General features: G+C 55.1%; 20 protein-coding genes. 5 read left to right on the forward strand and 15 right to left on the reverse strand.

Annotation, left to right across the window (positions count from 1 at the left end):
* Positions 1-19: 19 nt before the first annotated feature.
* From K7J14_RS09535 to K7J14_RS09550, 4 genes are read right to left on the reverse strand one after another with little or no spacing between them, the layout of a single operon-like run.
* Entirely contained in the window at positions 20-457 is a 438-nt protein-coding gene (locus K7J14_RS09535) for a response regulator (RefSeq protein ID WP_230755640.1), read from the reverse strand.
* A gap of 18 nt (positions 458-475) precedes the next feature.
* The gene (locus K7J14_RS09540; protein ID WP_230755642.1) at positions 476-940 is read right to left on the reverse strand and encodes a chemotaxis protein CheX; all 465 of its coding nucleotides are present in this window, start codon (positions 938-940) and stop codon (positions 476-478) included.
* A gap of 26 nt (positions 941-966) precedes the next feature.
* Positions 967-2,301, reverse strand: coding sequence for a CheR family methyltransferase (locus K7J14_RS09545; protein ID WP_230755644.1), 1,335 nt, complete (start codon positions 2,299-2,301; stop codon positions 967-969).
* Between the two features lie 9 nt (positions 2,302-2,310).
* The gene (locus tag K7J14_RS09550; protein ID WP_230755645.1) at positions 2,311-4,728 is read right to left on the reverse strand and encodes a chemotaxis protein CheA; all 2,418 of its coding nucleotides are present in this window, start codon (positions 4,726-4,728) and stop codon (positions 2,311-2,313) included.
* Positions 4,729-4,847: 119 nt separating this feature from the next.
* On the opposite strand from K7J14_RS09550, the gene K7J14_RS09555 reads away from it, so the two are divergent.
* Both K7J14_RS09555 and K7J14_RS09560 read left to right on the forward strand, forming a co-directional pair.
* Positions 4,848-5,960: a hypothetical protein gene (locus K7J14_RS09555; RefSeq protein WP_230755646.1), complete on the forward strand. Its 1,113-nt coding sequence runs from the start codon at positions 4,848-4,850 to the stop codon at positions 5,958-5,960.
* Positions 5,960-6,805 carry a hypothetical protein gene (locus K7J14_RS09560; RefSeq protein WP_230755647.1) on the forward strand — a complete coding sequence of 282 codons (846 nt, stop codon included), beginning with the start codon at positions 5,960-5,962 and terminating at the stop codon, positions 6,803-6,805. The genes K7J14_RS09555 and K7J14_RS09560 overlap by 1 nt, the downstream gene beginning before the upstream one ends.
* A 183-nt stretch (positions 6,806-6,988) precedes the next feature.
* On the opposite strand, the gene K7J14_RS09565 is transcribed toward K7J14_RS09560, so the two are convergent.
* Genes K7J14_RS09565 through ilvD form a run of 5 tightly spaced genes read right to left on the reverse strand, consistent with a single transcriptional unit; the run spans position 6,989 to position 14,273 of the window.
* Entirely contained in the window at positions 6,989-8,221 is a 1,233-nt protein-coding gene (locus tag K7J14_RS09565) for an LL-diaminopimelate aminotransferase (protein WP_230755648.1), read from the reverse strand.
* A 43-nt stretch (positions 8,222-8,264) separates the two neighbouring features.
* Complete coding sequence (locus K7J14_RS09570) at positions 8,265-9,458, reverse strand: DUF459 domain-containing protein (protein WP_230755649.1); 1,194 nt, start codon at positions 9,456-9,458, stop codon at positions 8,265-8,267.
* 16 nt (positions 9,459-9,474) lie between these two features.
* Positions 9,475-10,908: an MBOAT family O-acyltransferase gene (locus tag K7J14_RS09575; RefSeq protein WP_230755650.1), complete on the reverse strand. Its 1,434-nt coding sequence runs from the start codon at positions 10,906-10,908 to the stop codon at positions 9,475-9,477.
* Positions 10,909-10,914: 6 nt separating this feature from the next.
* Complete coding sequence (gene ilvB / locus K7J14_RS09580) at positions 10,915-12,618, reverse strand: biosynthetic-type acetolactate synthase large subunit (RefSeq protein WP_230755651.1); 1,704 nt, start codon at positions 12,616-12,618, stop codon at positions 10,915-10,917.
* Positions 12,615-14,273, reverse strand: coding sequence for a dihydroxy-acid dehydratase (ilvD, locus tag K7J14_RS09585; protein WP_230755653.1), 1,659 nt, complete (start codon positions 14,271-14,273; stop codon positions 12,615-12,617). Before ilvD ends, ilvB begins: the two co-directional genes overlap by 4 nt.
* Before the next feature lie 106 nt (positions 14,274-14,379).
* On the opposite strand from ilvD, the gene K7J14_RS09590 reads away from it, so the two are divergent.
* Together K7J14_RS09590 and K7J14_RS09595 are read left to right on the forward strand one after the other, a co-directional pair.
* Entirely contained in the window at positions 14,380-14,712 is a 333-nt protein-coding gene (locus K7J14_RS09590) for a helix-turn-helix domain-containing protein (RefSeq protein ID WP_230755655.1), read from the forward strand.
* A 15-nt stretch (positions 14,713-14,727) separates the two neighbouring features.
* Positions 14,728-14,934: a hypothetical protein gene (locus tag K7J14_RS09595; RefSeq protein WP_230755657.1), complete on the forward strand. Its 207-nt coding sequence runs from the start codon at positions 14,728-14,730 to the stop codon at positions 14,932-14,934.
* A gap of 15 nt (positions 14,935-14,949) precedes the next feature.
* On the opposite strand, the gene leuB is transcribed toward K7J14_RS09595, so the two are convergent.
* From leuB to K7J14_RS09610, 3 genes are all read right to left on the reverse strand, one after another.
* Entirely contained in the window at positions 14,950-16,044 is a 1,095-nt protein-coding gene (gene leuB / locus K7J14_RS09600; protein WP_230755659.1) for a 3-isopropylmalate dehydrogenase, read from the reverse strand.
* Positions 16,045-16,138: 94 nt separating this feature from the next.
* A complete protein-coding gene (cimA, locus tag K7J14_RS09605) occupies positions 16,139-17,770 on the reverse strand; it encodes a citramalate synthase (RefSeq protein WP_230755661.1) in 1,632 nt (543 codons plus the stop codon).
* Positions 17,771-17,780: 10 nt separating this feature from the next.
* Complete coding sequence (locus K7J14_RS09610) at positions 17,781-19,316, reverse strand: 2-isopropylmalate synthase (protein ID WP_230755663.1); 1,536 nt, start codon at positions 19,314-19,316, stop codon at positions 17,781-17,783.
* Between the two features lie 149 nt (positions 19,317-19,465).
* Between K7J14_RS09610 and K7J14_RS09615 the strand changes: the two genes are divergently transcribed.
* Positions 19,466-20,692, forward strand: coding sequence for an AAA family ATPase (locus K7J14_RS09615; protein WP_230755665.1), 1,227 nt, complete (start codon positions 19,466-19,468; stop codon positions 20,690-20,692).
* Between the two features lie 64 nt (positions 20,693-20,756).
* Here K7J14_RS09615 and ilvN read toward each other — a convergent pair whose 3' ends face one another.
* The 3 genes from ilvN to thrA are packed head-to-tail and all read right to left on the reverse strand — an operon-like array spanning position 20,757 to position 25,722.
* Positions 20,757-21,248 carry an acetolactate synthase small subunit gene (gene ilvN / locus K7J14_RS09620; RefSeq protein WP_230755667.1) on the reverse strand — a complete coding sequence of 164 codons (492 nt, stop codon included), beginning with the start codon at positions 21,246-21,248 and terminating at the stop codon, positions 20,757-20,759.
* Positions 21,248-23,215 (reverse strand): 3-deoxy-7-phosphoheptulonate synthase, encoded by a 1,968-nt coding sequence (gene aroF, locus K7J14_RS09625; RefSeq protein WP_230755669.1) that lies wholly within the window; start codon positions 23,213-23,215, stop codon positions 21,248-21,250. Before aroF ends, ilvN begins: the two co-directional genes overlap by 1 nt.
* Positions 23,209-25,722: a bifunctional aspartate kinase/homoserine dehydrogenase I gene (gene thrA / locus K7J14_RS09630; RefSeq protein ID WP_330165597.1), complete on the reverse strand. Its 2,514-nt coding sequence runs from the start codon at positions 25,720-25,722 to the stop codon at positions 23,209-23,211. Before thrA ends, aroF begins: the two co-directional genes overlap by 7 nt.
* Positions 25,723-25,968 lie beyond the last annotated feature (246 nt).

A 25,968-nucleotide genomic window follows, 5' to 3' on the forward strand; every position in this document is an offset into this window, starting at 1 on the left:
TGCCGGTTTGCATCGGTAATTACTTGCCGAGAACGCTGGAAATGCGTTCCAAAACCTTTTTTCTATCCAAGGGCTTAACAATATAGTTTTTCGCGCCGAGCAGAAGAGCTTTTTTAACCAACTCTTCCTTCCCCAGAGCGCTGATCATTACGACCCGGGCGTTCTTGTCGAAGGCCATAATCTGCTCAAGGGCGGTAATTCCGTCCATTTTCGGCATCGTTATATCCATGGTAACGAGATCTACATTCGGACACAGTTCCTTGTACTTTTCAACTCCGTCCAACCCGTCGCCTGCCGTGGCTACGATCTCGTATCCTTCGCTTGTGAGGATCTGACCGATTTGCTTTGCGACGAACATAGAATCATCGACAACGAGAACCCGGAACGGGGATCCGTCGGCCTTAACGCCTTCAGGAGCGCGCTCGTTGATAGATGGAAAATCCTGCTTTGAAATCATATCTTACTCCCTTATCCTCTACATTCTGTCTCGAATGGCCACATTCACTTCAACCAGTCCAAGCGATGTCTCCATCGGAACGATCAAAGCCTCGACTTCATGATCGGAAATTTCCATGTTTTCTCCAGTAAATAATGCCGGAGGAGTGAGATCAAATCTAAACCCGAGATCGTGCAGCTTAGTCACCGCCTGGGCGGTTATAAGGTTCGCAAGCTCGGTAATTGTCGCCTTTGCCAAGTCGTCGAACGATTTTAAATCTTCCTGATTCATCTGAGACGCGATCTTCATAGCCGTTTTCATGTCCATGTCGAAAATAACGCGTCCTTCAACGTCGCCCGCAAGACCGACAAGAGCGGCGACGCCCATCACCGGCATGGAAGTCGATTTCAAATACAACTCCCCGCGCCGTATTTCTCCGCCCAAGACCTCGGTTAAAATATTATACGCAGCCTCAACAAACGGATTGATATACTCTACACGCATCAGATACTCCTTGTTATGTTGAACCCTTATTCTTTGCTGAAAGCCGTCAGTCCATCGTGGACGATTCTCGACCAACCGCTGTTCCGGGGCATCGCTTCGTTTTGCCCCAAAACAATAATACCATTATCCTTTATTTTCTCGGAAAAGTCAGCAAGCAAGGCGGCTTGCTGCTTCGGATTCAAGTAAGAAATCACATCTCGCGCGACGATCAGATCAATGTTCGGAATCGAATTCTGATTGGTGCAATCATGATACTCGAACAGAATCATGTCTCGGATGGTTTGATTAAAAGTCCAGGAACCGCCGGTGCCCTGGACCAGATAGGGTTTGTACAGCGAGCTGATTCTGGACTCGGGAACCGAGAGCATCGGGGCATTGGATATCGCGAGCAGGTCCGAATCGTTCGCGTATATTCGTATTCTCGCGTTCGGGTAGCGCTCTTTCAGCAAGACCGCGAGGCTGTAGGTTTCTTCTCCCTTGCCGCAGCCGATATTCCAAACATTGATCTGCTTCGCCTGGTTTTGTGGCAGCATTGAAGCGAATTTCGAGGAAAAGGAATCGCTCCAGATGGTTCCGGTTTCCGGGGACGGAAAGGTAGACAGATACTGTCGGGCATCTTCTTCCGAACGGAGTTGAACGTCGCCGGCCGAACGCGAATCACGCCATTCCCGATATCTGGCGGCCACCCAATCCTGATTAATCTGCGAAACGTGGAATTTCGCGAGGGCGGCAAGAGTATCGCTGATAAAGGAGATATCGAGTTCGTCGCGCGATTTTTTTTCTTTTTCTTTCAGGGGTGGCTGTATTACGGCTTCCTCGATCGCTTCTTTCTCTGCCTCAACCTGCCGGGTGCGGGAGCCGAAGATGCGCGTAACGTCGAGAATGATGTATAGACGTCCCTGGTTCTCTACTACGCCGTGGATATACTTGATGTTTATATCGCCGAATATCGGATGAGGAGGCTGTATAGAGGATTTGGAGATTCCGACAACCTTATCGATCCCATCAACTACGATGCCGAAGGTCTGCTCCTCTACATGAATGATAATCATGCTTTCAAGGGCATCGTCTTCTCTCGCCTTCGTCGGTATATTGAAGAATATTCTCAGATCGATGATCGGAATGATGTCTCCGCGGAGATTATACACTCCGAGCACAAAAGGAGACGTATTCGGCACATAGGTGAACCGTCCGGCTTTCGCGATCTCCTTCACCTGCATGATGTCTATTGCGTAGTCCTTCCCCGCGAGGGAAAAGGTAACCATCTTAAAATCTATAACGGCTATGCGCTCAGCCTTGTTCTGCGTCTCCTGAGCCTGCGCTTCCATTTGAGCCAGGGTGTTCGTTTCAGTCACTGCCATATCTCCCTCTTACCACACTGATGCTTCGCGACGTTCGCGGGCCATTAATTCCTGTTTGAGCCCGAGATCAAGAAGCTGGCTGACATCTATAATCAGAGAGACTGATCCGTCTCCGAGGATTGAAGCTCCGGCGATTCCCGGCGAATTGGTGAATTGATCGCGCAGGGGCTTGATTACCACGTCTTCTTCCCCTATTAAACTGTCCACCATGAGGCCGACTTTTTTTTCGGCCGTTCCGACGATGACGATGTAACTGTATTCCTGGGATTCGTTCGATTTGATGCCGAAAAGCCTGTTCAGGCGCAGAAGGCTGATTACCTCGTTGCGCACATTGAATACCTCGTAGTTGTCGATCCGGTTGATCTCTTCTGCTTTCACCCGATGGCTTTCGATGACGGAGGTTATCGGAATCGAGTATACCTCTTTTCCGACTCGTACCAAAAGACCCTGAATGATCGCAAGCGTGAGGGGCAGCCGTATCGTAAAGCGGGAGCCGATATTCGGCTGGGACGATATAGTGACCGTTCCGTTGAGTTTTTCTATGTGCGTCCGCACAACGTCGAGGCCGACGCCGCGCCCGGATACGTTGGTGATCTTGTCGGCTGTCGAAAAACCGGGCTCGAACACGAGCTGGAAGGCTTCGACATCGGTAAGATTCTTTCCGGGATGGATGATTCCCTTTGAAACGGCCTTTCTCTTGACCGATTCGACGTCGATTCCATGGCCGTCGTCGGAAATCTCGATGACGATCATGTTTCCTTCGTTGCTCGCCTTCAGGAGAACCCTGCCCTCCTCCGGCTTGCCGAGCTCGCTGCGGCGCTCGGGCGATTCGATTCCATGATCCAAGGCGTTCCGCACGCAGTGCATGATGGGATCGAGCAAATCTTCTATAACGGATTTATCGAGCTCTGTTTCCTCTCCCTCGATGACGAGCTGCACTTTCTTGTTCAGATCATGGGAAAGATCCCGTACCAATCGGGGAAACCGGCTGAAAATCTGGCTGATCGGAACCATCCTGATCTTCATGACGCCTTCCTGAAGTTCGCCGGTGATTCGGCCGAGGTTCTGCGCCGCGGAACGGAATTTAGAGACGGAGCCCTTCATTGAAACTTCAAAGGTGGAAAAGAGTTCGAAAATATCCGAATACTCGGCATTCAATTCCTTTTTCAGTTCCTTGATGCTGTAGCCGTTTTGAACCTGTTCAAGATAATCAGGGATGTGGTCGAGCAGTTTTCTCAGTTTTTCCTTGTACAAGGCTTCCGACTGCTGGAATTCGGATATGAGTTCGGTGAACTGCATTCCGCTCTGATTAAAGGAGGCCTTGGTGATGACGGTTTCGCTGACCAGATTCAGCAGATAATCGATGCGGCGGGAATCTACGCGGAGAACCGAACCGGAGGAATGCCCGCTCGACGAAGGAGACGCGGCTTTTCTGGGAGCTTCCGATCGTTCGGGAATCGCTGTTTCAGCCTGCGTTTCCGATTCGTCGCTTTCATCGACCGAAGGAGAGGCTTCCGCCGAAGGGCGGACCGCCTGGGGCGCAGGAACCGGAGAAGGCGCGGTTTGAACCGGAGCGCTCTGAGGCGCCGGCGCCGACGCTTTGCGGAATTCGAAAAGTGCGACTTCAACCTTCGTGGTCACATCGGAAATGCTCGCCACCTTTTGAATTCTTCCAACCTGTTCGGATGAGGCTAAAAAGTAAATTACCGTTTCATGAAACTGGTCTTCGTAGAGGGCATCGAAGTCCGGGATGGTCTTTAAAACCTGGCCGGCCTGTTTCAAGGAGGCGAAAACCTGGATTCCGCCGACAGAATTCATCGGATTCGATTCGTCGAAGAATACCTTGACCATATATACGTTCGAACCGGAGGGAACCGCTTCGCCGAGTTCAAGAACCTCGTACTCAGACAGCAAGCCGGCGCCGTCTGTGATAGGCACTGATGCATCGGGAGCGCGGGCAACCGGAGCGGGAGCGGCTGGTGCGGATTCAGCCTTCGCTTTTTTAGCGGGAGTTTTCTGCTTCGGCTCCTTGGCGGGAATCAGAGAGACCAGTTTGTTTTTTATGTCAGAAACATCCTTGGAATACACAGAGCCGGACGCCCGGGCTTCGAGCATGGCCTTGATAATGTCAAGGGATTTTAACAGAACATCCACGACCGGACCGTTTACTGCGAGGGCTCCTTCGCGGATAACATCGAGGAGATCTTCCACGATATGAGTAAATCCGGACAGTTCATGCATTTCCACAGTGGCGGAACCGCCTTTCAGGGTGTGGGCCGCCCGAAAGATCTCATCGATAGCGTCATGATTGGACGGATCGTTCTCGATGATTAAAATGTTGCTTTCGAGGGTAAATACCTGCTGTTCCGCTTCGCTGAAAAAGTCCTTCAGCAGTTCTTCGTTGTTGATATCCAGATAATCACTCATATGGTCTAAGTTTATACGGTTTTTTTTATTAGTCAAGCTATATTCCCCGTACTTGTTTTCCTAAATAACAAAGATGACAGTCTGGAGCCTATTGGTATATACTCGAATAAGGAGTATTCATGAGAATCAGGATTTCAGGCATGCTGGCGTGTGTACTTATGTGTTCCAACCTCGGCTCCCAGGCAGTGTCGCTGTCGAATTTCAATGTCGAATCGATTCTATCGATACAGGAAGACTCCTTCATGCCCAACGCCGACACCGAGGTATCCGCAGGCGCCCGCTTCGCGCCGGCCGCTTCGGTGCTGCTTGAAGCCGCCTTTACCCTGGAAATCTCCGATATGGCCGATTTTCTGCATCCGCTGCCCGAATACCGCGAGCCGGGAAATTTTTATTTCGACGGAGCTTCCCTTCAATTTCCGCGCAGGAGCGAAACAGGCGCGAGCTGGGGAGTATTCACCGGTTTTTTCGACGACCCATCGTCGGATTCGCTTTTAAAAAGAGAACTTAAAACATCGGTCTCGCCGCCCGAATTCCGCGCCATGCCGGCAGGTTCGGTTTTCGATCCTGATCCCGTTATCGCCGGAAACGGATTGGTTTTTTGGGGAGTTCCCGGAGACGGAAGCCTTGCGCTGGCGGGATACGGATATTGGAATTCGCTGCTGGGAAGCGACACCGCGCTTACCTGGGACGTACGCGCCTCCAGAACCGATGTGTTTTTTACGTATAACATGTACGGCGGTTTTCTCGCGGAGATGGCGACCGGAGTACCGTATCTGAGAGCGGGATTTACGGGTCTATTCTCCTCCGAACAGGGAAACAGCCTTTTTATCGAAGGAATTTTAAAGGACTACGCGCCGGGCTCTAAAAAAAGAATCGACCGAAACATCCATGTTCTGTTCGAACCGCGCATACAGCTTCGCCCCGCGGACATTGCGCTTTCATTTTTTTATTCGCCGCTCGAGGAAGAAAACACCAACTACATCGGCGGAAATCTGTTGATCGGATTCGGCGACCTGAAAAAAAACCGAATGAGAGGCGGCATGAGCGTCCTCGCTTCGATCGATCCGAATAATCCGGGAACGATCAGCCCGTTTTCGTTCTCGCTCACTCCGTTTTATGCCGTCGCGAAGGGCGATTTCGCTATCGAATCCGCTGCGGTTATACACCCGCTCAGCTTTGACGAGTGGAGAAGCGCAGTTCAATTACAATTACGCGTGAAGGCGGTGTACTGATGAAAAAAATCGTTGCAATATTCCAGATTGCCGTATTAACGGCGGGACTTTCCGCGACTGACGTCGTTATCGAGGCGCTCGGAAGCAACCAGGCCTTCGATGAGAACGGAGAAACGAAGGCAGAACTGCCCTCGTTCGGAGCGGCCATACGCATTTCTGATAAAATTCAGGAAAACCTGGAAGGCAGCATCTCGTACGAGAGCGATCCTGCCTACGGCAACACCCTTTCCGCGCGAGCGTCCCTGAGAACCTCGTATATGGAAGTATCGGCGGGACCGTCGTTCGGAGTGATGAATCAGGGTTCTACGGAAGGAGCCGTCGGCGTGCTCTTTCAGCCGGGGCTGGGAATAGGATTCAGCGTGACGGTTCCGGGAATCGTCGTTGCCCGCGCGGATACGGACTTCGCCCTTCCCGCTCCGGGAGACACCGGAGGCAAGGTATATCTCCAGAGAAGCAGCGCGACCGCGGGATTCTACCTTCCGAACGTGTTGTGCTCCGCCGGAATACACCAGCGGATTAATACTGAATCAGGCAATCGCATCTCCGGAACGACCGACTACGGCTTTTACGCTGAAGCGTTCCGGAAAGGGTCTTCGTTCAGAATCGGCATGGATTTCATCTATCGGGTCATGGATTATTACGTCGCGCCGGATCATGCCGATAACAGGAAACTGGGAAATCTGGTGATCGGAGGCGGCCTCACCTGGGCGCCGAAGGCGGACTTCAGCGTCTTCGCAAAGGGAAGCGGGGCTCTGTATACCTTCTCGCTCGGCGATCCCGTAGACGGACTGGAACAGTTTCTCTTTGATTTCAGGGGCGGCGTGCGCTTCCAGATCGGAAACTGACGAGGCGAAAAAGCGGACCGCCGCCTCCTTCGCGAAGAAGAAGGCGGTTCAGGCCCGGATGATTGTAGGGCACCTCGAAAAACTCGGTTAGTTTTCCTCGGTGCCCTTGTAAATCCTTACAGGATTTACACCTATATTAAGGTAGACCTCTAAAAACTGAAGTTTTTAGAGGTGCCCTGTATATCAAGACAGAATCAGTTTGGACAATCTGCTGCAAGCCTCTGAAACCTGAGCGCGGTGGCCGAAAGAACTGAAGCGGATGAACTCTTCGCCCGCGGGCCCGAATCCGGCGCCGGGGGTGCACACGACGTGGCAGGAATCCAGAATCAGATCGAATATTTCCCAGCTCTTCCGTCCCGGAAATCTTGCCCACACGTACGGAGCGTTGTCTCCTCCGAAAATTGATACGCCCGCGTTGCGGAAGTTCTCTCCCGAAAGGGTTTCGCGGATGAGGCGGGCGTTTTCAAGATAGTAATCCGTGAGCGCGAGCGTTTCGGCAATGCCCTGTTCGTCCAGGGACGCGAGTCCGCCCTGTTGGGCAATGTTCGAGGCGCCGTTGAATATAGTCGTCATGAGGCGGGTCCAATCGGCGGCGACGGGTGTTCCGTCCGCGAAAGAAAGTTCGCGGGGAACGATCGACCAGCCCAAACGCACGCCGGTGAAGCCGATCGGCTTGGAGAACGAGTTCACTTCGATGGAGCACTCTCTTGCTCCCGGGATCTCGAAAATCGAACGGGGAAGAGCCGGGTCGCGGATGAAGGCCGAGTAGGCGGAATCGAAAATGATGATGGAAGATTTTTCCCTGGCGACGCGCACGAGGGAAGTCAGCTGTTCGCGCGTCGCGACGGCTCCGGTCGGATTGTTCGGAGAACAGAAATAAATGAGCGAGTTTTCAGGAACCAGCGCGAGATCCGGAAAAAAGCCGTTCGCCGCTGTACAGGGCATATAAACGATGCCCGCGTAACCGCTCGCGCCGGATGCGGCCGGGCCGGCGGCTCCCGCCATGACAGAGCCGTCGACATAGACCGGATAGGCCGGATCCTGAACGCATACCTTCGCGTCCGGCCCGAAAAGATACTGCAGCCTGCCGATGTCGCATTTCGCTCCGTCGGAAATAAAAACTTCGTCAGCGCTTACGCGGTTTTCATATAATACTTCTGCGATTTTCGCTCGAAGGGCCGCAAGCCCGGTTTCGTCGCCGTAGCCTGAATAGCCTTCGGGTGTGCCCAGGCGGGAAACCTCCGCATGAAGAGCCGAGACGATATGGGGAGTGAGAGGCTCCGTTGTGTTTCCGATCCCGAGACTGATGATCTTCGCCTCAGGATGCGCTTTCGCGTATGCGGCGCGGCGTTTCGAGATCTCGGGGAAGAGGTAGCCGGATGAAAGATTCGCGATCCGGGGATTTCGTTTCAGCATGGGACTCTCCGTATTATTTCAAGATTTGAGCGAAATATACCATCTATTCCGGAAGATGGGCAACTGGCAGTTCCGAGAAGGCGAAGTCTGCCGAGAGGCGTTTGAACAGCGGGCTCATGGCAAGCTGGCCTCCTTCAACCGTAAAGTGGCTGCCGTCTTCCGACATGATCCGGATAATCTTGCCTTTAAAATCGACAGAATCGGTATAGGGTATTTCGTTTTTACCCAAAAATTCCCGCAGAGAAACGCGGGTGACGAGATCGGGGCTGTATTCGGAGGCGACCTCTGCCTGCACCCGGTCAACGGCGGCCAGATTCTGCGCGTAGGCTTGGCTTTTCACCAGAGGCATTTCTATCCAGTAGAGGCGAGAACCATAGAGCAGCGCGACGTCGATCAAATCTCGGCATTTTTTGCGGTAGGCCTCGTTCCATTCTTCCGTGCCCTTCACCATCACCCGGCCTTCGTCGTTCCAGAAATTCTGCCAGTCGTTCATTCCGAGCATCATGATCACCGCGTCGCGGGGGGAGGAAGAGAGCGTATCGGCGAGCTTCGATTTCCAATTATAATAATCGCCGCGGATTATGCCCGACGAGTGGATCGCGAGAAATTCGACGTCTACGGGAGAATCCTTTCCGGCGAGGCGGGAAAGCCCCGAGCCGAGGCTGAAAACCTGAGAATCGCCGAACATGAAAACGCTTAAGGGATTTTGGGACGAATGGACAAAGGATTTCGATCTTTCAACCGGTGAGGCGGGCGGGTTTTCAGCGTTTGAGATCGGAAGCGAGCCTGAGGAAGACTGTTCCGCGGGACTCTGCAGGACGGTTTCAGGGGATGACAGCTCACCTTGCCGGGCGGGCGGAGACAGCACGTCCGGGGAGAAGGAAGAGGAGGCGTTTGTTTCGATTGAAGCCGCCGATGAAGAAGGAAGGCTTTCTGCCGGCTGCCTCCGGTTGAAGTAGCGCGAATCCCAGGAGGGATGATTTTCCAGGCCGGCGGTTTTCAAATACGCGGAGCGAACGAGCGGCACCGCGCAGTCTAAAGTGGTTTTGCCGGCATGGTGAGAGATAAGATCCGTGAGCGAAAGCAGGACTGCGCGAACGTGAAGGTCGCTGATCCGGGAAGCGGGAATCCAAAGATCCTTCGCGCAGAATAGTGAAGCGAAAACCGCGGTCAACAGCGCGAAAAGAAGGGTTTTATTTACGGAATAGAAGCCGTCTGAAGGAGCGATTATGCGCATGGATAACTCCTTGAACCTAGAATTGGAAATAAATGAACGGGGCAATTCCCGCCATCGAAACAACGGACAGGAAGGCGAAGAAAAGGGCCGCGGCGAGAGCCTTCACCGGAAGAGGCAGCGCGCGGTATGCGCGGAACATGACGGAGAGTACAGACCGGGGGACTGCGTGCATGGCGAGTCCCGCCGTGACGAGAATCACGTTGACAGGCGAAAACTGAAGCGGCGAGAAGCCCTTGAAATTGAGAAGGGAACGGAAGAAAAGGCCTGCCTGGCCGAGAGAAGCCGAGCGGAACACGATCCAGCTCGCATAGGTGAAGGCGAAGGTTCCGCACACTTGCAGAATTCTCTTGCCGGGAACGGGAGAAGGAGCCGTTCCGTAATTGAAGGTTCGCTCCAATGCGAGGGCGGCTCCCTGCATGGCTCCCCACAGCAGAAAGGTCCAGGAAGCTCCGTGCCAGAGGCCGCCGAGCAGCATGGTGGCGAAGAGAGCAAGAAGGGTTCTCGCTGTCCCGAACCGGGATCCGCCGAGGCTGAAATACAGATAATTTCTCAGCCATGAGGAAAAGCTGATGTGCCACCGGCGCCAGAAATTGGTGACTGACCACGAGGCGTAGGGCGAATCGAAGTTCGCGGGAGTATGAAAACCGAGAAGCAAGGCGATGCCGACCGCCATGTCGCTGTAGCCGGAAAAATCGCAGTAAATGACGACGGCGTAGGCGAGTCCGGCTAAAAACACATCGAGAGCATGGAACGCGAGGGGATCGAGAAAAACGGGGTCGACCAGAAGCGTCGAAAGATAATTGGCGAAGACCATTTTCTTTAAGAGGCCGAGCATGATATGGAGGACGGCCCTGTCGAGCTCGATCGGTCGCGAGCCGAGTTCGAGACCCGAGCCGATCGCGCGGGTCATGTCGGGAAAGAAATCCTCGGCATGAACGATCGGACCGGAAGCGACCTGGGGGAAGAAGGAAAGATAGTTGAGAACGTCGAGACAGGATTTCACCGCGGGCATCTTGCACAGATATACGTCGAAAACATAGCTCATCGCCTTGAACGTATAAAAGGAAATGCCGACCGGCATGACGACATGAAGAAGAGGAAGCAGAAAGCCTCCGCCGCTCCTGGCGAACAGAAGCCCATTCAAAGAGTCCGCGAAAAAATCGTAGTATTTAAAAAAGCCGAGAAGGGCGACGTTGAAAACGACCGAGAGAACAAGAAACGCCTTTCGTTTCAGATGGTCGCGGTTCAAGCCGACGAGAAGGCCGAAACCGTAATTCGCTGCCGCCGAGGCGGCGAGGATGAAACAAAACCGCCAGTCCCAAAAGGCGTAAAAGAGGAGGCTGGCGGCGCAGAGGAACAAGCGGCGTTCAAGGTTCCTTCTGAATACATAGTGGAAACCGATGAACACCGCGAGAAAAAAGAATGCGAATCCGAAAGTTGGAAAAACCATGTTCCTCTAGGATTGTGCATCCAAAAGCAATTCGTCAATAGGTTTTCCTGCGGGAACCATCGGAAATACCATTTCATCGATGTCCATGTAGCAGTCGATCAGCGCGGGCTTCCGCTCCGCGAGGGCCTGATCGAAGGCGGACACGAATTCGGCTTCTGTTTTCGCCCTGAAGCCTCGGATGCCGAAGGCGTCCGCGAGCTTGACGAAATCCGGCGGACGATCGAGCGTGGTGGCCGAATAGCGCTTGTCGTAGAACATCTTCTGCCACTGGCGGACCATGCCGAGGGTGCCGTTGTTCGCGACGATGATGATCACCGGCAGATTGTAATGCGAGATCGTCGCAAGCTCGTTGAGGTTCATGCGGAACGAGCCGTCTCCGGCGATATGAACCACGGTGCGGTCGGGATTTCCCGCCTGGGCGCCCATAGCGGCGCCGGTTCCGTAGCCCATGGTGCCCAAACCGCCCGAGGTCAGGAAGGTGCGGGGCTTGGAGAACGGATAAAACTGGGCGACCCACATCTGATGCTGGCCGACCTCTGTCGTAATGATCGCGTCGTCCCCTACCCGCTCGTGCACCGACTCGAGAACGAAGCGGGGATGAAGCGAGGTTTTCCGCGAATACATCGCGGGAATGTGGGTTTTCCACTCGTCGACGCTGTCGTTCCAGCCGTCGCGGGGGCGAGCGGAAACGAGAGATACAAGCGAGGCGAGAATTTCCTTGATGTTTCCGTTCAGACAGGCCTGTGTGGGCATGTTTTTATTGATTTCAGCCGGGTCTATGTCGATTTGGAGGATCGAGGCGGAACGGGCGAATTTTTTCGGATCGGAGATGACGCGGTCCGAAAATCGGGCGCCCACCGCGATCAGAAGATCGCATTGATTCGCCGCTGTGTTCGAAGCCTTTGTTCCGTGCATTCCGATCATGCCGGTGCACAGGGCATGCGGAGCGGGGAAAGCCGTTTTGCCCATCAGAGTGACCGAGACCGGCGCGTTGATTTTTTCCGCCAGAGCGCGAAGCTCCCCGGACGCGTCGGAGATGACCACGCCGCCGCCGACATAGAAAAAGGGGCGAGCCGATTTTGATATCAGGGCTGCTGCATCCGCTATCGCCCGGGGACTGGCTACCGGAATTTTAACGTTCGTGCGATTGACGGCCGGAGTATGAACCGAGCCGACCGGCGCCGCAAGAGGAGTCCACTCGGCAGAAGCCGCGGTGATGTCCTTGGGAATATCGATGAGAACCGGGCCGGGCCTTCCGGACCGGGCGATATCGAAGGCTTCCCGGACTACTCCGGCGAGTTCGTTCACGTCGCGCACGATGTAATTATGCTTGGTGATACTCATGGTGATGCCGGTAATGTCGACTTCCTGAAAACTGTCCTTGCCTAGAAGATGGGTCGGAACGTTGCAGGTGATGGCGACCATCGGAACCGAATCCATGAAGGCGGTGGCGATGCCGGTGACGAGATTGGTGCAGCCGGGACCGCTTGTGGCCAGGACGACGCCGACTTTTCCGGTCGAGCGGGCGTACCCGTCTGCGGCGTGGGCCGCGCCCTGTTCATGAGCGGTGAGGATGTGCTCTATCCGGTCGGAGTTCTTATACAATTCGTCGTAAATATTGAGTATGGTTCCGCCCGGATATCCGAATACGGTTTTTACGCCCTGCTCCGCAAGGCACTCGATCACAATTTTCGCTCCAGTATATTTCATGACAATACAGCTCCCGTATCCGCGCTGGATACCATTTTTGCGTATCGGGCCAGGAAGCCCTTGGTAACTTTGGGTTCGGGAGCCGTCCATGCGGCTTTTCTCCGCTCGAGCTCCTCGTCCGCTACTTCAAGCTTGATTGAGTACGCGTTTATATCGACGGCGATTATATCGCCTTCCTCGACGAAGGCGATCGGTCCGCCCACTGCGGCTTCGGGCGAGCAGTGGCCGATCGAGGCTCCCCTGGTAGCGCCGGAAAAGCGGCCGTCGGTGATCAAGGCGACTTGCTTATCAAGCCCCTGTCCGGCGAGAGCCGCGGTAACGGACAGCATTTCACGCATTCCCGGGCCGCCTCGCGGGCCTTCGTATCTGATGACCACGACGTCTCCGGCTTTTATGCGATTGTTCATGACCGCCTTGAAACAGTCTTCTTCGGAATTGAAAACGCGCGCCGGTCCTGAATGTTTGAGCATTTCAGGGGCGCAGGCCGATCTTTTCACGACGCAGCCGTTCGGCGCGAGGTTGCCGAACAGGATGGCGATGCCGCCGGTCGCGGACCAGGGATTGTCGGAGGGACGGAGGACAGCCGGATTTTTATTGCGGGCATTCTTGATGTTTTCCGCGATCGTCTTGCCGGTAACCGTAAGCAGATCGGTATGAAGGATTCCCTTTTTATCCAATTCCGCAAGCACCGCCTGAATGCCTCCGGCTTCGTCGAGATCCTCGATGAAGGAGTCTCCGGCGGGAGCAAGGCGGCAAAGGTTCGGAGTGGTTTCGGAAATTTCGTTAATCCGGCGAAGATTGATTTTTACGCCGGCTTCATGAGCGATCGCGGGCAGGTGCAGGATCGTGTTGGAGCTGCAACCCAGGGCCATATCGGCCGCCAAAGCGTTTTCGAAGGCTTTTTCGTTCATGATCTGCCGGGCGGTAATGCCCTTTTCGAACATGTCCATTACGGCCATGCCGGCCTTTTTCGCAAGCGCGATGCGGGCTGAGTATACCGCGGGAATCGTGCCGTTTCCGGGAAGGCCCATCCCGAGAACCTCGGTGACGCAGTTCATCGAGTTGGCAGTGAACATGCCGGAACAGGAGCCGCAGGTAGGGCAAGCGCACATTTCCATCTCGCTGAGTTCTTCTTCGCTCATTTTTCCGGCGGCTACCGATCCGACGGCTTCGAACATATTGGTTAGCGACAGCCGTTTGTTTCCGTATTTTCCGGCAAGCATCGGGCCTCCTGAAACAAACACGGTGGGAAGATCGAGGCGGCCCGCGGCCATGAGCATTCCGGGAACGACCTTGTCGCAGTTCGGTATCATCACGAGCGCGTCGAATGCATGGGCGGTCGCAACGCATTCGATGGAATCCGCGATGAGCTCGCGGGTGACGAGCGAATACTTCATGCCTTCGTGATTCATGGCTATGCCGTCGCATACGCCGATCGCGGGGAATTCCATCGGAGTTCCGCCCGCCATTCTGATGCCGGCTTTAACCGCGTCGACGATCGCGTCAAGATGAATATGACCGGGAATAATCTCGTTCTTTGAATTGACGACTCCGATGATCGGCCGCGCCATTTCTTCGTCCGTATAGCCCATTGCCCTGAAAAGCGAGCGATGCGGAGCCCGCTCGATACCCTTCTTCGTTCTTTCGCTTCTCATCATATTCCTCCTGAACCGCTTTCAGACTCTGCTGAAAGTGCAATGTTAATTCATCCAATAGATGTTTGCGCAGAATTTGAACCAATAGTTTACTAACGGTACAACTATGAAGCAATCTTACAACGTCAAACAGATAGTAGGAAACAATCTGCGCAAGATCCGAAACCGCCGGAAACTCTCCCAGCTTGACCTTTCGGATCGTACCGGCAGATCTCTGACCTACATAAACAATATTGAAAACGGAAAGAAGTTTCTTTCCGAAAAAACCCTGCAATTGCTTTGCACCGCGCTCGAAGCCTATCCTTTCGAATTCTTTTTAACAGACGATATCCCGAATCTCGACCAGGCATACGAAATACAAAAAGAACAGGAAAAAATGCTGAACGATCTGAATGAAGTACTCTCCAGATATCAAAGAAAAGGAGAGAATTCAGACTGAAACAAGGACAGCGAAATGTTAAAAAAAATCGTCGCCCTGTATAATCGTCCAGCAAAAAAAACCGGCGGATTTCTTGTCCGTTCTGCCGGCGTTCAAACCGGCAGGGGAATGAATCCCTTCAAGTCTTTCAGAAACCACCCTGAAAGGATCGAGATTTCCCCGGAGCCGGCGGAAGAAACCCTTCTCGATCCGAACTCCATGGAAAACAGTCTTGAACACTAATTAAAACGATCCGAGTCAGAGCGCTTTCAGCGCCTCGACGACGAGGTCGCCCATTTTCTTCGTACCGACAAGCTTATCTCCGAGGCGCGAACGGGCCTCGGCACCACCGGCGATATCCCCGGTGCGCCAACCGGCGTCCAATACCTTTTCGACAGCCGCTTCGATCGCCGCCGATTCCTTCTCCATCGAAAAAGAATACCGCAGCATCATCGCGCAGGTGAGAATCGTCGCGAGAGGATTCGCGAGATCCTTCCCGGCGATGTCGGGCGCCGAGCCGTGGATCGGCTCATAGAGGCCGGGGCCCGAGTCGCCGAGGGATGCTGAGGCGAGCATGCCGATCGAGCCGGTGATCTGGCTGGCTTCGTCGGACAAGATGTCGCCGAACATATTGCTGGTAACTATGACGTCGAACTGGCGGGGATTGCGGACAAGCTGCATCGCGGCGTTGTCGACGTACATGTAGGAAAGCTCGACTGTCGGATAGGAGGCCTTCATGGCCTCGGTTACTTCGCGCCAGAGGCGGCTTGTTTCGAGAATATTCGCCTTGTCTACTACGCACAGCTTGTTTTTCCGCTTCATTGCGGATTCGAATCCGATCTTTACGACCCGCTCGATCTCTGGAATGCTGTAGGCTTCGGTATCCCAGGCGGCGGTATTATCCGCGTTTCTGCCGCGGTCGCCGAAATAAATCCCGCCGGTCAGTTCGCGGACGATCAGAATATCCAGGCCGTCGCCGACTACTTCGCTCTTCAGGGGGCACGCGTCCGCGAGCTGGCGGAACATGAGGGCGGGCCGGAGATTAGCGTACACCTTCATGCCGGCGCGCAGTCCGAGCAGGGCTTTTTCCGGACGCTTCGAGCCGGGAAGAGTATCCCATTTCGGGCCGCCGACCGCGCCGAGAAGCACTGCGTCGCTTGCGAGGCAGGCGTCAAGGGTCGCCTGAGGAAGGGGTTCGCCGGTCGCGTCGAGGGCGGCTCCGCCGGCGAGAACCGGCGTATACGAGAACGAATGGCCGAACTTTAATCCGACGGCGTCGAGCACGCGGCATCCTTCGCGCACGATATCAGGTCCGATTCCGTCTCCCGGAATAGTTGCAATTTTGCAGTTCATGTTCAATCACCTCTTTAAGTATTTATAAAGTAATGCAGTCTGGTTAAATACAATACCCTTTGAACCGGTTGTTTGTAAAGACCGCGCAGGGTCATTACAGATACGCGCGAAAACGCTTTTCCACGTCCGTAATCAGCTTGTATTCGAAGGAATCCACCAGGGCAAGCCAAGACGCCTCGATAAGGTCGCTTGAAACTCCTACCGTAGTCCACACTTCCTCGCCGTCGGTCGATTCGATCAATACGCGCACCTTCGCGGCAGTCGCGCTGCGCGAATCGAGAACGCGAACCTTGAAGTCGGTGAGGCGAATCTGGCGCACGCCGGGATAGAAGCGTTCAAGGCCCTTTCTGAGCGCGCAGTCGAGGGCGTGGACGGGACCGTCTCCTTCGCCGGCGGTTATGGCCATTTCCCCTTCGACGCCGATTTTCACCTGGGCGAACGCGGTGCAGGTCACGTCGTCGATCGGCTGTTCGCCGATTATCTTGTAATAATGAAGGTCGAAGAAGGGTTTGTATTTGCCCATATTCTTCCTGACTAACAACTCGAAGCTTCCCTCGGCGCCTTCGAACTGATAGCCTTCGTGTTCAAGCTCTTTCACCCTGGCGACGATCTGCGCAGCCAGAGGGGTGTCCTTCTTGATGTTCGGATCGAATTTGCGGATCTTTTCTATAATCATGGAGCGGCCCGCAACCTCGCTCATAAGGAAGGTGCGTTCGTTGCCCACGGCATCAGGCGGCACATGCTCGTAGGCGGTAGAGTTCTTGGTGACCGCGTCGATGTGCATTCCGGCCTTATGCGCGAAGGCATTGTGCCCTACGAAGGGCATGCCGCCTTCGAGGTTGATGTTGGCTATTTCCGCGATTCGGCGGGCCACAGGAGTAAGATCAGCGACGCGCCCGGCAGGAATACAGGGAATATGCATCTTGAGCTCGAGGTTCGCGATGATCGTGGAAAGATTGGCGTTGCCGGTTCGTTCGCCGAAGCCGAGCATCGTTCCCTGCACCTGGACAGCACCTCCCTTGACGGCGAGAATCGAGCTCGCGACAGCCATGCCGGTGTCGTTGTGGCAGTGTATTCCGACCGGGATGCCGAACTCGGCGACCACTTTTTCCGTCATTAATTGTATGTCGTCCGGAAGAGTGCCTCCGTTCGTGTCGCAAAGAACGAGAGCCGAAGCCCCGCCTTCAGCAGCCGCGCGAAGGGTTTCCATCGCGTAGCCGGGATTGGAGCGGAACGCATCGAAGTAATGCTCTGCGTCGTAAAATACCGTGCGGCCTTCGCCGACCAGAAACGCGACGGTGTCGCGGATCATGGCGAGGTTTTCTACCAGCGTGGAACGGAGAATTTCAGTAACATGGAAATCCCAGGTTTTTCCGAAGATGCACACATATTCGGTACCGGCCGCGAGGAGGCTCCGGAGGTTCTGGTCGGACGAGGCGTCAATGTCCTTCCGCCTGGTGGAACCGAAGGCGACCAGATGGGAATTGGAAAGTTCGATCTTCTTCACTTCCTCGAAAAACTCGAGGTCCTTCGGATTAGAACCGGGATTGCCTGCTTCAATAAAAGCTACTCCGAGTTCGTCCAGGGCGCGGACGATGTGCAGCTTGTCCTGGACGGAAAAGCTGATCCCCTCGCCCTGGGCGCCGTCGCGCAGAGTCGAATCGAATATATGAACGTTTCTGAGCAGCCCGTTTTTATCCTGCGCTCCGTCTTTTTGATCCTTCATTCAGCTCTCCTCACAATTCCTGTCCGAGTTCGAAGGTCATCGCGTTGATGGCCGACAGATACGCCTTGAGGGTTGATTCCACGATATCCGTGGATACGCCTGAACCGTTCCAGGAGCGTCCGTCGCGGGAAATGCGGATATGCGATTCGCCCTGAGCGTCGGCTCCGGTATCTGTGGCGTCTACGATCTGAAGGGAGAAATCCTCCAGTTTGATTTCCGAGCCGCCGATTATCTTGTCCACCGCATTCAAGGAAGCGTCGACAGGGCCGTCTCCAATGGAAACTTTTTCCACCCGGGTTCCGTCTTTCATGACGAGGCGCACCACAGAAGTAGCAGTTATTGAAGAACCGGAATTGATGACGAAGCGGTCGAGCTTGTAGGTTTCGGGAATTCCGCCGGAAGAACCGGTAACGAGGGCGTCGATATCCCGGTCGGAAACGGTTTTCTTTTTATCGGCGAGAACCTTGAACTCTTCGAACAGAGAGGCCAGCCGTTCTTCGCTTACGCGGTGTCCGAGGTACACCAGGCGCTCCTCGAAGGCATGGCGTCCGGAGTGCTTTCCAAGAACCATCTTGTTGTGCGGGAGGCCGATGGACTCCGGCGTCATGATTTCGTAGGTCGCGCGGTTCGCCAGCACGCCGTGCTGATGGATTCCGGATTCGTGCGCGAAGGCGTTTTCGCCGACGACGGCCTTGTTCGGCTGGCTGCGTACGCCGGTAGCCTTGGAAACTTTCTTGGAAGCCTGCCATATCTGGGTCGAATCCACCCGCGTCGTCATGTTGTAATAATCCTTGCGGGTATAGAGATTCATGACGATTTCCTCGAGCGCGGCGTTTCCGGCGCGTTCCCCGAGGCCGTTTACGGTGCATTCGATCTGATCGGCGCCGGCCATCGCGGCGGCAAGGCTGTTTGCCACGCCGAGACCGAGATCATTATGGCAGTGAACCGATATGACGGCCTTGTCGATATTCGGAACATTATTCTTGATGCCGCGGATGAGAGCCGAGAATTCCTCGGGAACCGCATAGCCTACCGTATCGGGGATATTGACGGTGGAAGCTCCCGCGTTGATGACGCCTTCGATAACCCGGTACATGAAGGCCGGGTCCGAGCGGGACGCGTCTTCCAGGGAGAACTCGACGTCGCCGCACAGATTGCGGGCATAGGCGACCATTTTAACCGCCTGTTCGTACACCTGGTCGGGAGTCTTTTTCAGCTTGTATTCCATATGCAACGGACTCGTCGCCAGGAAGGTGTGTATGCGGGGGCTTTCAGCGTCGCGGATCGCGTTCCACGCGGCGTCGATATCCTTTTCCAGGGCCCGGGACAGGGATGCAACGGTTACGCCCTTTATTGAGCGGGCGATAGCCTGGACGGACTGAAAATCTCCGGGACTTGCTATGGCAAAACCGGCTTCGATAATATCTACGCCCAGCCGCGCAAGGCTCTCCGCAACTTCAAGCTTGTCCTGCAGATTCATGCTGCATCCGGGGGCCTGTTCGCCGTCGCGCAAGGTCGTATCGAAAATCTTGATCTGTCGTGCCATAAGTAACACTCCTTCAATGTGATAGCGAAAATGTACCCGGTTTGCCCGACCCCATCAATACAAAATCTTGCATAGTCGTGTAATTTTCGTCTTATATAATTAATTTAAATCTGGTAATTTTTTTAATTGTTTATTATAATTGACAAATAATGCAAATCAATAGAGAAAAGCTGCTGACGGAAGCTATCTCCATGAGAAACGAGTCCAAAATCATTCTCATTACCGGAACGCACCGATCAGGCAAGTCGACATTTCTTGGACAGATAGCGCGGGAACTGCGCTCCGTACGCCCTCCGCTGCGCATCATTCAGGCAAGCGGTTCGGAAAGAATCCGAACGGGAGCCGATCTTCTCGGCGAGGTCCGTTCGCTCGGCGTCGGGCCGTCAGCCCTCCTCATCGACGACGCGGACAGAATCGAGGGATTAATCGAAGCCGCGTCGCAGATCATCCGAAAGTATGAAACGGTGATCTATCTTACCGGACGAAGAACAAAACGCCTGGAAACAGCGGGCAGAAAAGCGTTCTCCCCCTACTTTGCCGCAGTTCGCCTGTATCCCGCCGGCTACCTCGATTATCTGAACGCGCTTGAGCTGCAGGACTCCCGGGTGCACTTCGAATCCTTTCTGAAAACAGGAGGGCTTCCCGACTGGATGAATCTCCCGCTGTCGCTTCCCGGCAGGGACATCTACCTTGAATCGCTCGGGAATTCGTTCTTGCTTACCGAGGTACTCGAGGCCCGGGGCATCAGAAATCCGGCTCATGTACGCATGCTGCTTGAAACGCTCGCGCGCTCCGCGGGAGAGCCGCTGCCGGCGCGCGAAATCGCCCTGGCGCTTGCCGCACGTATGGCGACTATCTCGCCGCAATCGGTATTGGAATATCTAAAAGCATGCGAAGAAGAGGGATTGATCGAGTCACTTCCGGTATGGGATATCACGCGCAAAAAACTGCTGGATACGGCCTCGGCATGGTATTTTACCGATTGCGGACTCCGCTTCCCCTACGCAAACGCGGCGGCGAAAAACGAAGCGGATAAAGCTTCTCAAACCGCCGTCTATAATCATCTAACACGGGAGGGATGGACGGTCTACCAGGGACGGGTCGATCTGTCCCGTCAAATCAAGGAAACCATCCAGTTCGTGTGCGAACGGGGAGGAAAACGGCTGTACATACAGATGACCGGCTCGTCCGAAGGCGAGGCCGAACGAATCAGAAAACAAAAAGCCCTGCTCGCGGCGAGGGACGCATGGCCGAAATATATAATAGGCGCCGAAAACGAGGGCGTAAGTCCTGAGGGAATCGGAAGAATCCGAGTCCGCACGTTTCTTGCCGCGGAACCGGGAGACGCGCTTTTGACCGAACGGTCGGCGAAATAAATAAAAGCCCCTCGGCGAACGAATCGCGAGGGGCCTGAACATAATCGATTATCGAAGGAAGCCTCTATTCAAGAACTGTTTGGCCGCGCTCCATCGCCGTCAGGCCGGTTCGCACCAGCTCGAGAATTCCGAAGGGCTCCAAAAGTTTGATCAGTCCTGCGATCTTTTCCTCGCTGCCGGTCGCTTCGATGACAAGGGATTCGGTCCCCACATCGACGATGCGCGCGCGGAAGATGTTCGCGGTTTCAATGACGCCGACTCTGCTTGTGCCGACGGCGGAAACCTTGATGAGCGCGAGCTCGCGGACAACGGTCGCAGACGGGTCGCACTGCCTGATGGACACGACTTCGACCAGTTTGGCCAGCTGTTTTTCAATCTGCTCCAGGATATATTCGTCCCCGCGAACGACGATCGTCATGCGGGAGCGTTCGCTCTTTTCCGTGACTCCGACGGTAAGGCTGTCGATATTATATCCGCGGCGGCTGAAAAGACCGGAAACGCGGCTTAGAACGCCGGAATGATTTTCCACCAAAACCGAAATAACGTATCGTTTCATTATATCTCCTTCGCGCTGTAGAGGCCGAGAACCCGAACGCCCTGTACTATGCCGTTATCCTGACTGATTTTCTCCATTTCTGCAAGTGCGGAGCGGATTCTTTCGGCGGAGACCACGCTCGAACCGACGCCCTCAGGAAGGGATACGTTCGCGTAGAAGCGGTATCTCCAGGGTTCTCCCTGGATGGGCCTGGATTCGAGCTTGGTGAGGTTAAGCCCGTGCTTCATGAAAAGACCGAGAGCCGAATGGAGAGATCCGGGTTCGTTCGCCGTCGAGAAGATGACAGAGGCATGGTTCGGAGCGTCGCAGACGACCTCTCCCGAGCGGGCGATGACGACGAAGCGGGTATAGTTGCGGGGATCGGTTTCGATGCCGGATTTGAGGGCGTCGAGGCGGTACAGCGGACCGGCGACGTCGCTCGCGATCGCGGCCTTCGATGGATCGCCCGAAGAGGCAACCAGTTCCGCGGCAGCCGAGGTGGATTCGGTTTCGATATGCTTCCAGTGGGGATATTTCGCGAGAAATTCGGAACACTGGGCGAGGCCCTGCGGATGCGAATAGACGGTTTCAATGCCGTCGATCGAGGCGCCTTTCACCGCGAGAAGAGAATGTTCGATGCGCAGCGTCGCTACTCCGATTATTTCAATATCCTCGTAACGGGCCAGGTTATCGTAGTTTTCGTATACCGAACCGGCAAGGCTGTTCTCTATCGGCAGCATCCCCGTATCGGCCCGGCCGTCCAGAACGGCGTTTATCACCTCGCGGAAATTCTGTACGGGAAGAGAGGCCGCATCGTCGTCGTAGTATCTGCGGATAGCCTGTTCGGCGTATGCTCCCCTGCCCCCGGCATAGGCGCACACGGAAGGCCCGTTTTTCCTGCCGGCGACGGCCGCAGCGGCGTTTTGAGACTGAGCGGCGGTTCCGGGAACGGAAAGCTTGCCCTGAAGCCGGCGTCGGGAAACCGAGCGGCCGACGACCGGAGCGAGGACTTCGATATCGCGCATCATCTTTTCGAACTGGGCGGGATACAGGGACTGGGCGCCGTCGGAAAGCGCGCACTCGGGGCAGGGATGCACTTCGACGATGAGGCCGTCCGCTCCGGCGGCTACGGCGGCGAGGCCCATCGGGGGAACCTTGTCGCGAACGCCGACGGCATGGCTCGGATCGACGATAATGGGAAGATGAGTCAGCGAGCGGAGCACCGGAATGGCCGAAAGATCGAGGGTGTTGCGGGTCGCCTTTTCATAGGTGCGGATTCCCCGTTCGCAGAGAATCACGTCCTCGGTTCCGCTTGCCAGCAGGTATTCCGCCGCCATCAACCATTCCTCGATCGTAGCGGACAGGCCGCGCTTCAGGATGACCGGGCGTCCGAGTGCTCCGACCTTTTTTAACAGCTCGAAGTTCTGCATGTTGCGGGCGCCGATCTGATACACGTCTACATAGTCGATCATGGCGGGAATATGTTCGGACGAGACGATTTCAGTTACGACGGGAAGGCCGTACGCGTCGCCGGCTTCGCGGAGAATCTTCACGCCTTCTTCGGCCATGCCCTGGAATGCATAGGGGCTCGTCCTCGGCTTATACGCGCCGCCGCGAAGCATGACGGCCCCGGACTCGGCCACGCGGGCGGCTGATTCCATCATTTGTTCAAGGCTTTCAACCGCGCAGGGGCCGGCGATAACCGACACGCGGTTTCCGCCGATCTTCACGCCGCGTACGGAAACGACGCTGTTGTCGCGCTTAAATTCGCGCGAAGCCATTTTATAGGGCTTCGATATGGGAATGACGCGCTGAACGCCGGGAAGTATTTCCACCTCCCGGGGATCGATCCCCACCCGTCCTACGGCGCCGAAAATAGTTTCTTCGTCTCCGGCAATCTCATTCACCCGCAGAGAATTTTTTTCCAAAAAGGTTCTGATGCGCTGTTTGTCGTCGTCGCGGATATTCTTTTCAAGTACGATTACCATGTTATTGTCCTTAATATGTCTGCGAATACGCCGGACGCGGTTACATCGGCGCCGGCTCCGTACCCTCTGATCACCAGGGGTATGGGCGAATAATACTTCGTCGTGAAGACGAATGCGTTCTCTCCTCCGCGGATGGCCGCAAGGGGATCCGCGAGAAGGGCTTCGACCGGTCCGACGCGGGCGGTTCCCTTCGAGCCGTCGATGGAGGCGGCGAAGCGGAGCACCTTTCCCGATGAGGAGAGGGCCTGTATGCGTTCGGCGAACCAGGCATCCGCGCGGGGAAGACGTTCCAGAAATTCCTGCACCGATCCGGACGAATCAAAATCAGGGGGGAATACCGAGTCGATGCGGACATCGGAAAGCTCAAGCTCCAGCCCGGCTTCGCGCGCGATGATGAGGGCCTTCCGCGCCACATCCATGCCGGACAGGTCGTCCCGCGGATCAGGCTCCGTAAAGCCTTTTTCGCGGGCTTCGAGAACCGCCCGGGAGAAGGAGGCTCCTTCGTCGAGCCGGCCGAAGATATACGACAGAGAGCCGGACATGATGCCGGAGAACGCCGTCAGCGAATCTCCCGATTTCAGCATGTTCCGGAAGGTATCGATGACGGGAAGCCCCGCGCCGACGTTCGTCTCGTACAGGAAGCGTTTGCGGCTCGCTGCGGCCGTCTTCCTCAGCTCGCGGTAATAATCCATTGTAAAGGAATTCGCGCGCTTGTTCGGAGTAATGACGTGCATGCCGGCGCGCAGTACGTCGCAATACCGCTCGGGCAAGGCTCCGGTCGCGGTGCAGTCCACGAATACCGGATTCAAGGGCTGCTCTGCCTTTACGAAGGCGATGATATCATCCACGGAGGTATGAGTCTGCGCCTGGTCGAGCAGATCTTTCCAGCCGTCCAGAGGAAGTCCTTCCTTGTTCAGAACCATCCTGCGGGAATTGGCGATTCCCCATACGCGCAGATCGACGAAGCTTTTGCGCAATTCCTCCTGCTGGCTGCGAATCTGATCGAGGAGCTTTCCGCCGACTACGCCGAGGCCGAAAAGAAACAACTCGATGGTTTGCATGGTATTGAAAAAGAAACGATGCGCAATGCGGACAGCCTTGTCGCCGTCCTCGCCGGAAACGACGGTGCTGATCGAACGCTCGGAAGACCCCTGCGCGATGGCATGGATGTTGATCCCTCCGAACGCAAGGGAAGAAAAGAAAGTTCCCGCGACGCCGCGGCGTTCTTTCATGCCGTCGCCGACGATCGACACGATCGACATCCCTTTTTTAACGGAAATTTCGTCGATCAGGTGTTCGCGAATTTCCAGGGCGAATTCTTCCTGAAGGGCGAATTTGACATCGTGGTATTCGGTCCCCCGTACGCAAAAGCTGATCGTATATTCGGAACTCGATTGGGTGATGAGGAGCACCGACACTCCGGAGCGGCCGACGGCGCCGAAAACGCGGGCGGCTGTTCCCTGCTTTCCCTTTAAGCCGGCGCCGGAAACGCTTACCAGGGCGACGTCCTTTAGGCAGGTTACGCCCCGGACGGGACCGGCGGCGGGATCGGAGGCGATCGAATCAGAGGCGGCGATGCGGGTTCCGCGCGCGGTCCGGTTGAAGCTGTTCAAACTCCATGTTTCGATCCTGCGGGCGGCTATCGGCATGATGGTTTTCGGATGAAGAACCTTCGATCCGAAGAAGGAGAGCTCCATGGCTTCCTCGTAGCTGATGTCGCTTACGAGAACTGCGTCTTTTACAATTCTCGGATCCGCGGTATAGATGCCGTCCACGTCAGACCAGATCTCCAGCTTATCGGCGTTCAAGCCCATTGCGTAGAGAGCCGCTGAAAAATCCGAGCCGTTCCTGCCCAGAAGAGATTGCTTTCCGGAGGAGTCCGACGCGATGAAGCCCGCGGCGAGCAGAATCGGCTCGGAAGAGCTGCGATAGGAAGAAAGAGCCGATTCTATTTTTTCATAGACCGGATCGCCTTCTGTCAGGCGGCCTTCAGTCCATATTATCGATCTGCTGTCCAGAACCGCCGGCGGCAAGGATTTCGCCCGCAGGAGTTCGGCGAAAATGGGCACGCATAGCCGTTCGCCCAACCCCATTATTCTCGCCTCGACGGATTCAGGGCATTCGCCGAAGGAAGCAACGGCTGAAAGAAGGCGTTCATATTCTTCGAATATCGCATCCAGAGCGGCGAGAACGCCGGTTTTATTGTAACCGGCAACAGACAAAGCAAGAGAATCCAGTATCGCGGCATGCGTTGTCTTTACCGAAAAAACCGCATCGGCGGCGCTGGTAAAACCGTCTGTGCTGGTAGTTGCCGCGGGTCTGGCCGACGCGGCAGGAGCGCCGGAAAGAGAGAGCGCAAAAGAAATACTGTCCTGAAGGCGGTTAGAAACGCCTCCGACAGCTGAAACGACAACACCGACCCGTTCCTTCCGGGCCCGGTCGCGGATAATGTCCACAGCGGAACACATCCGGTCGGCGCTTCCCATGGAAGTGCCGCCAAATTTCATAACCAGCATATACACCTCGTCGATACGATAGCGTTTCTTACAGAATCGCTTCCGTACACAATACCTGATAAGGTTGCATTAGTTCTAGGGGGCGATTTGCATATTTATGCATTTAAATTGTATAAATTATATAAGCGTTATATAAAAAAAACCGCCGCGAGGGATAAGCGAGAAAATCCCACGCGGCGGTCTTATAAAAAAAGAAAAAGAAAGTTTTTTACCTCGATGTTTTACTTAAGCCAATCA

It is taken from the genome of Teretinema zuelzerae, assembly GCF_021021555.1.
Classification (GTDB): Bacteria; Spirochaetota; Spirochaetia; order Treponematales; family Treponemataceae; genus Teretinema; species Teretinema zuelzerae.

Bases quoted from the DNA above. Each gene is read 5' to 3' on its own strand.
- K7J14_RS09535 (WP_230755640.1), bottom strand. From the start codon at position 457: ATGATTTCAAAGCAGGATTTTCCATCTATCAACGAGCGCGCTCCTGAA.
- K7J14_RS09540 (WP_230755642.1), bottom strand. From the start codon at position 940: ATGCGTGTAGAGTATATCAATCCGTTTGTTGAGGCTGCGTATAATATT.
- K7J14_RS09545 (WP_230755644.1), bottom strand. From the start codon at position 2,301: ATGGCAGTGACTGAAACGAACACCCTGGCTCAAATGGAAGCGCAGGCT.
- K7J14_RS09550 (WP_230755645.1), bottom strand. From the start codon at position 4,728: ATGAGTGATTATCTGGATATCAACAACGAAGAACTGCTGAAGGACTTT.
- K7J14_RS09555 (WP_230755646.1), top strand. From the start codon at position 4,848: ATGAGAATCAGGATTTCAGGCATGCTGGCGTGTGTACTTATGTGTTCC.
- K7J14_RS09560 (WP_230755647.1), top strand. From the start codon at position 5,960: ATGAAAAAAATCGTTGCAATATTCCAGATTGCCGTATTAACGGCGGGA.
- K7J14_RS09565 (WP_230755648.1), bottom strand. From the start codon at position 8,221: ATGCTGAAACGAAATCCCCGGATCGCGAATCTTTCATCCGGCTACCTC.
- K7J14_RS09570 (WP_230755649.1), bottom strand. From the start codon at position 9,458: ATGCGCATAATCGCTCCTTCAGACGGCTTCTATTCCGTAAATAAAACC.
- K7J14_RS09575 (WP_230755650.1), bottom strand. From the start codon at position 10,908: ATGGTTTTTCCAACTTTCGGATTCGCATTCTTTTTTCTCGCGGTGTTC.
- ilvB (WP_230755651.1), bottom strand. From the start codon at position 12,618: ATGAAATATACTGGAGCGAAAATTGTGATCGAGTGCCTTGCGGAGCAG.
- ilvD (WP_230755653.1), bottom strand. From the start codon at position 14,273: ATGAGAAGCGAAAGAACGAAGAAGGGTATCGAGCGGGCTCCGCATCGC.
- K7J14_RS09590 (WP_230755655.1), top strand. From the start codon at position 14,380: ATGAAGCAATCTTACAACGTCAAACAGATAGTAGGAAACAATCTGCGC.
- K7J14_RS09595 (WP_230755657.1), top strand. From the start codon at position 14,728: ATGTTAAAAAAAATCGTCGCCCTGTATAATCGTCCAGCAAAAAAAACC.
- leuB (WP_230755659.1), bottom strand. From the start codon at position 16,044: ATGAACTGCAAAATTGCAACTATTCCGGGAGACGGAATCGGACCTGAT.
- cimA (WP_230755661.1), bottom strand. From the start codon at position 17,770: ATGAAGGATCAAAAAGACGGAGCGCAGGATAAAAACGGGCTGCTCAGA.
- K7J14_RS09610 (WP_230755663.1), bottom strand. From the start codon at position 19,316: ATGGCACGACAGATCAAGATTTTCGATACGACCTTGCGCGACGGCGAA.
- K7J14_RS09615 (WP_230755665.1), top strand. From the start codon at position 19,466: ATGCAAATCAATAGAGAAAAGCTGCTGACGGAAGCTATCTCCATGAGA.
- ilvN (WP_230755667.1), bottom strand. From the start codon at position 21,248: ATGAAACGATACGTTATTTCGGTTTTGGTGGAAAATCATTCCGGCGTT.
- aroF (WP_230755669.1), bottom strand. From the start codon at position 23,215: ATGGTAATCGTACTTGAAAAGAATATCCGCGACGACGACAAACAGCGC.
- thrA (WP_330165597.1), bottom strand. From the start codon at position 25,722: ATGAAATTTGGCGGCACTTCCATGGGAAGCGCCGACCGGATGTGTTCC.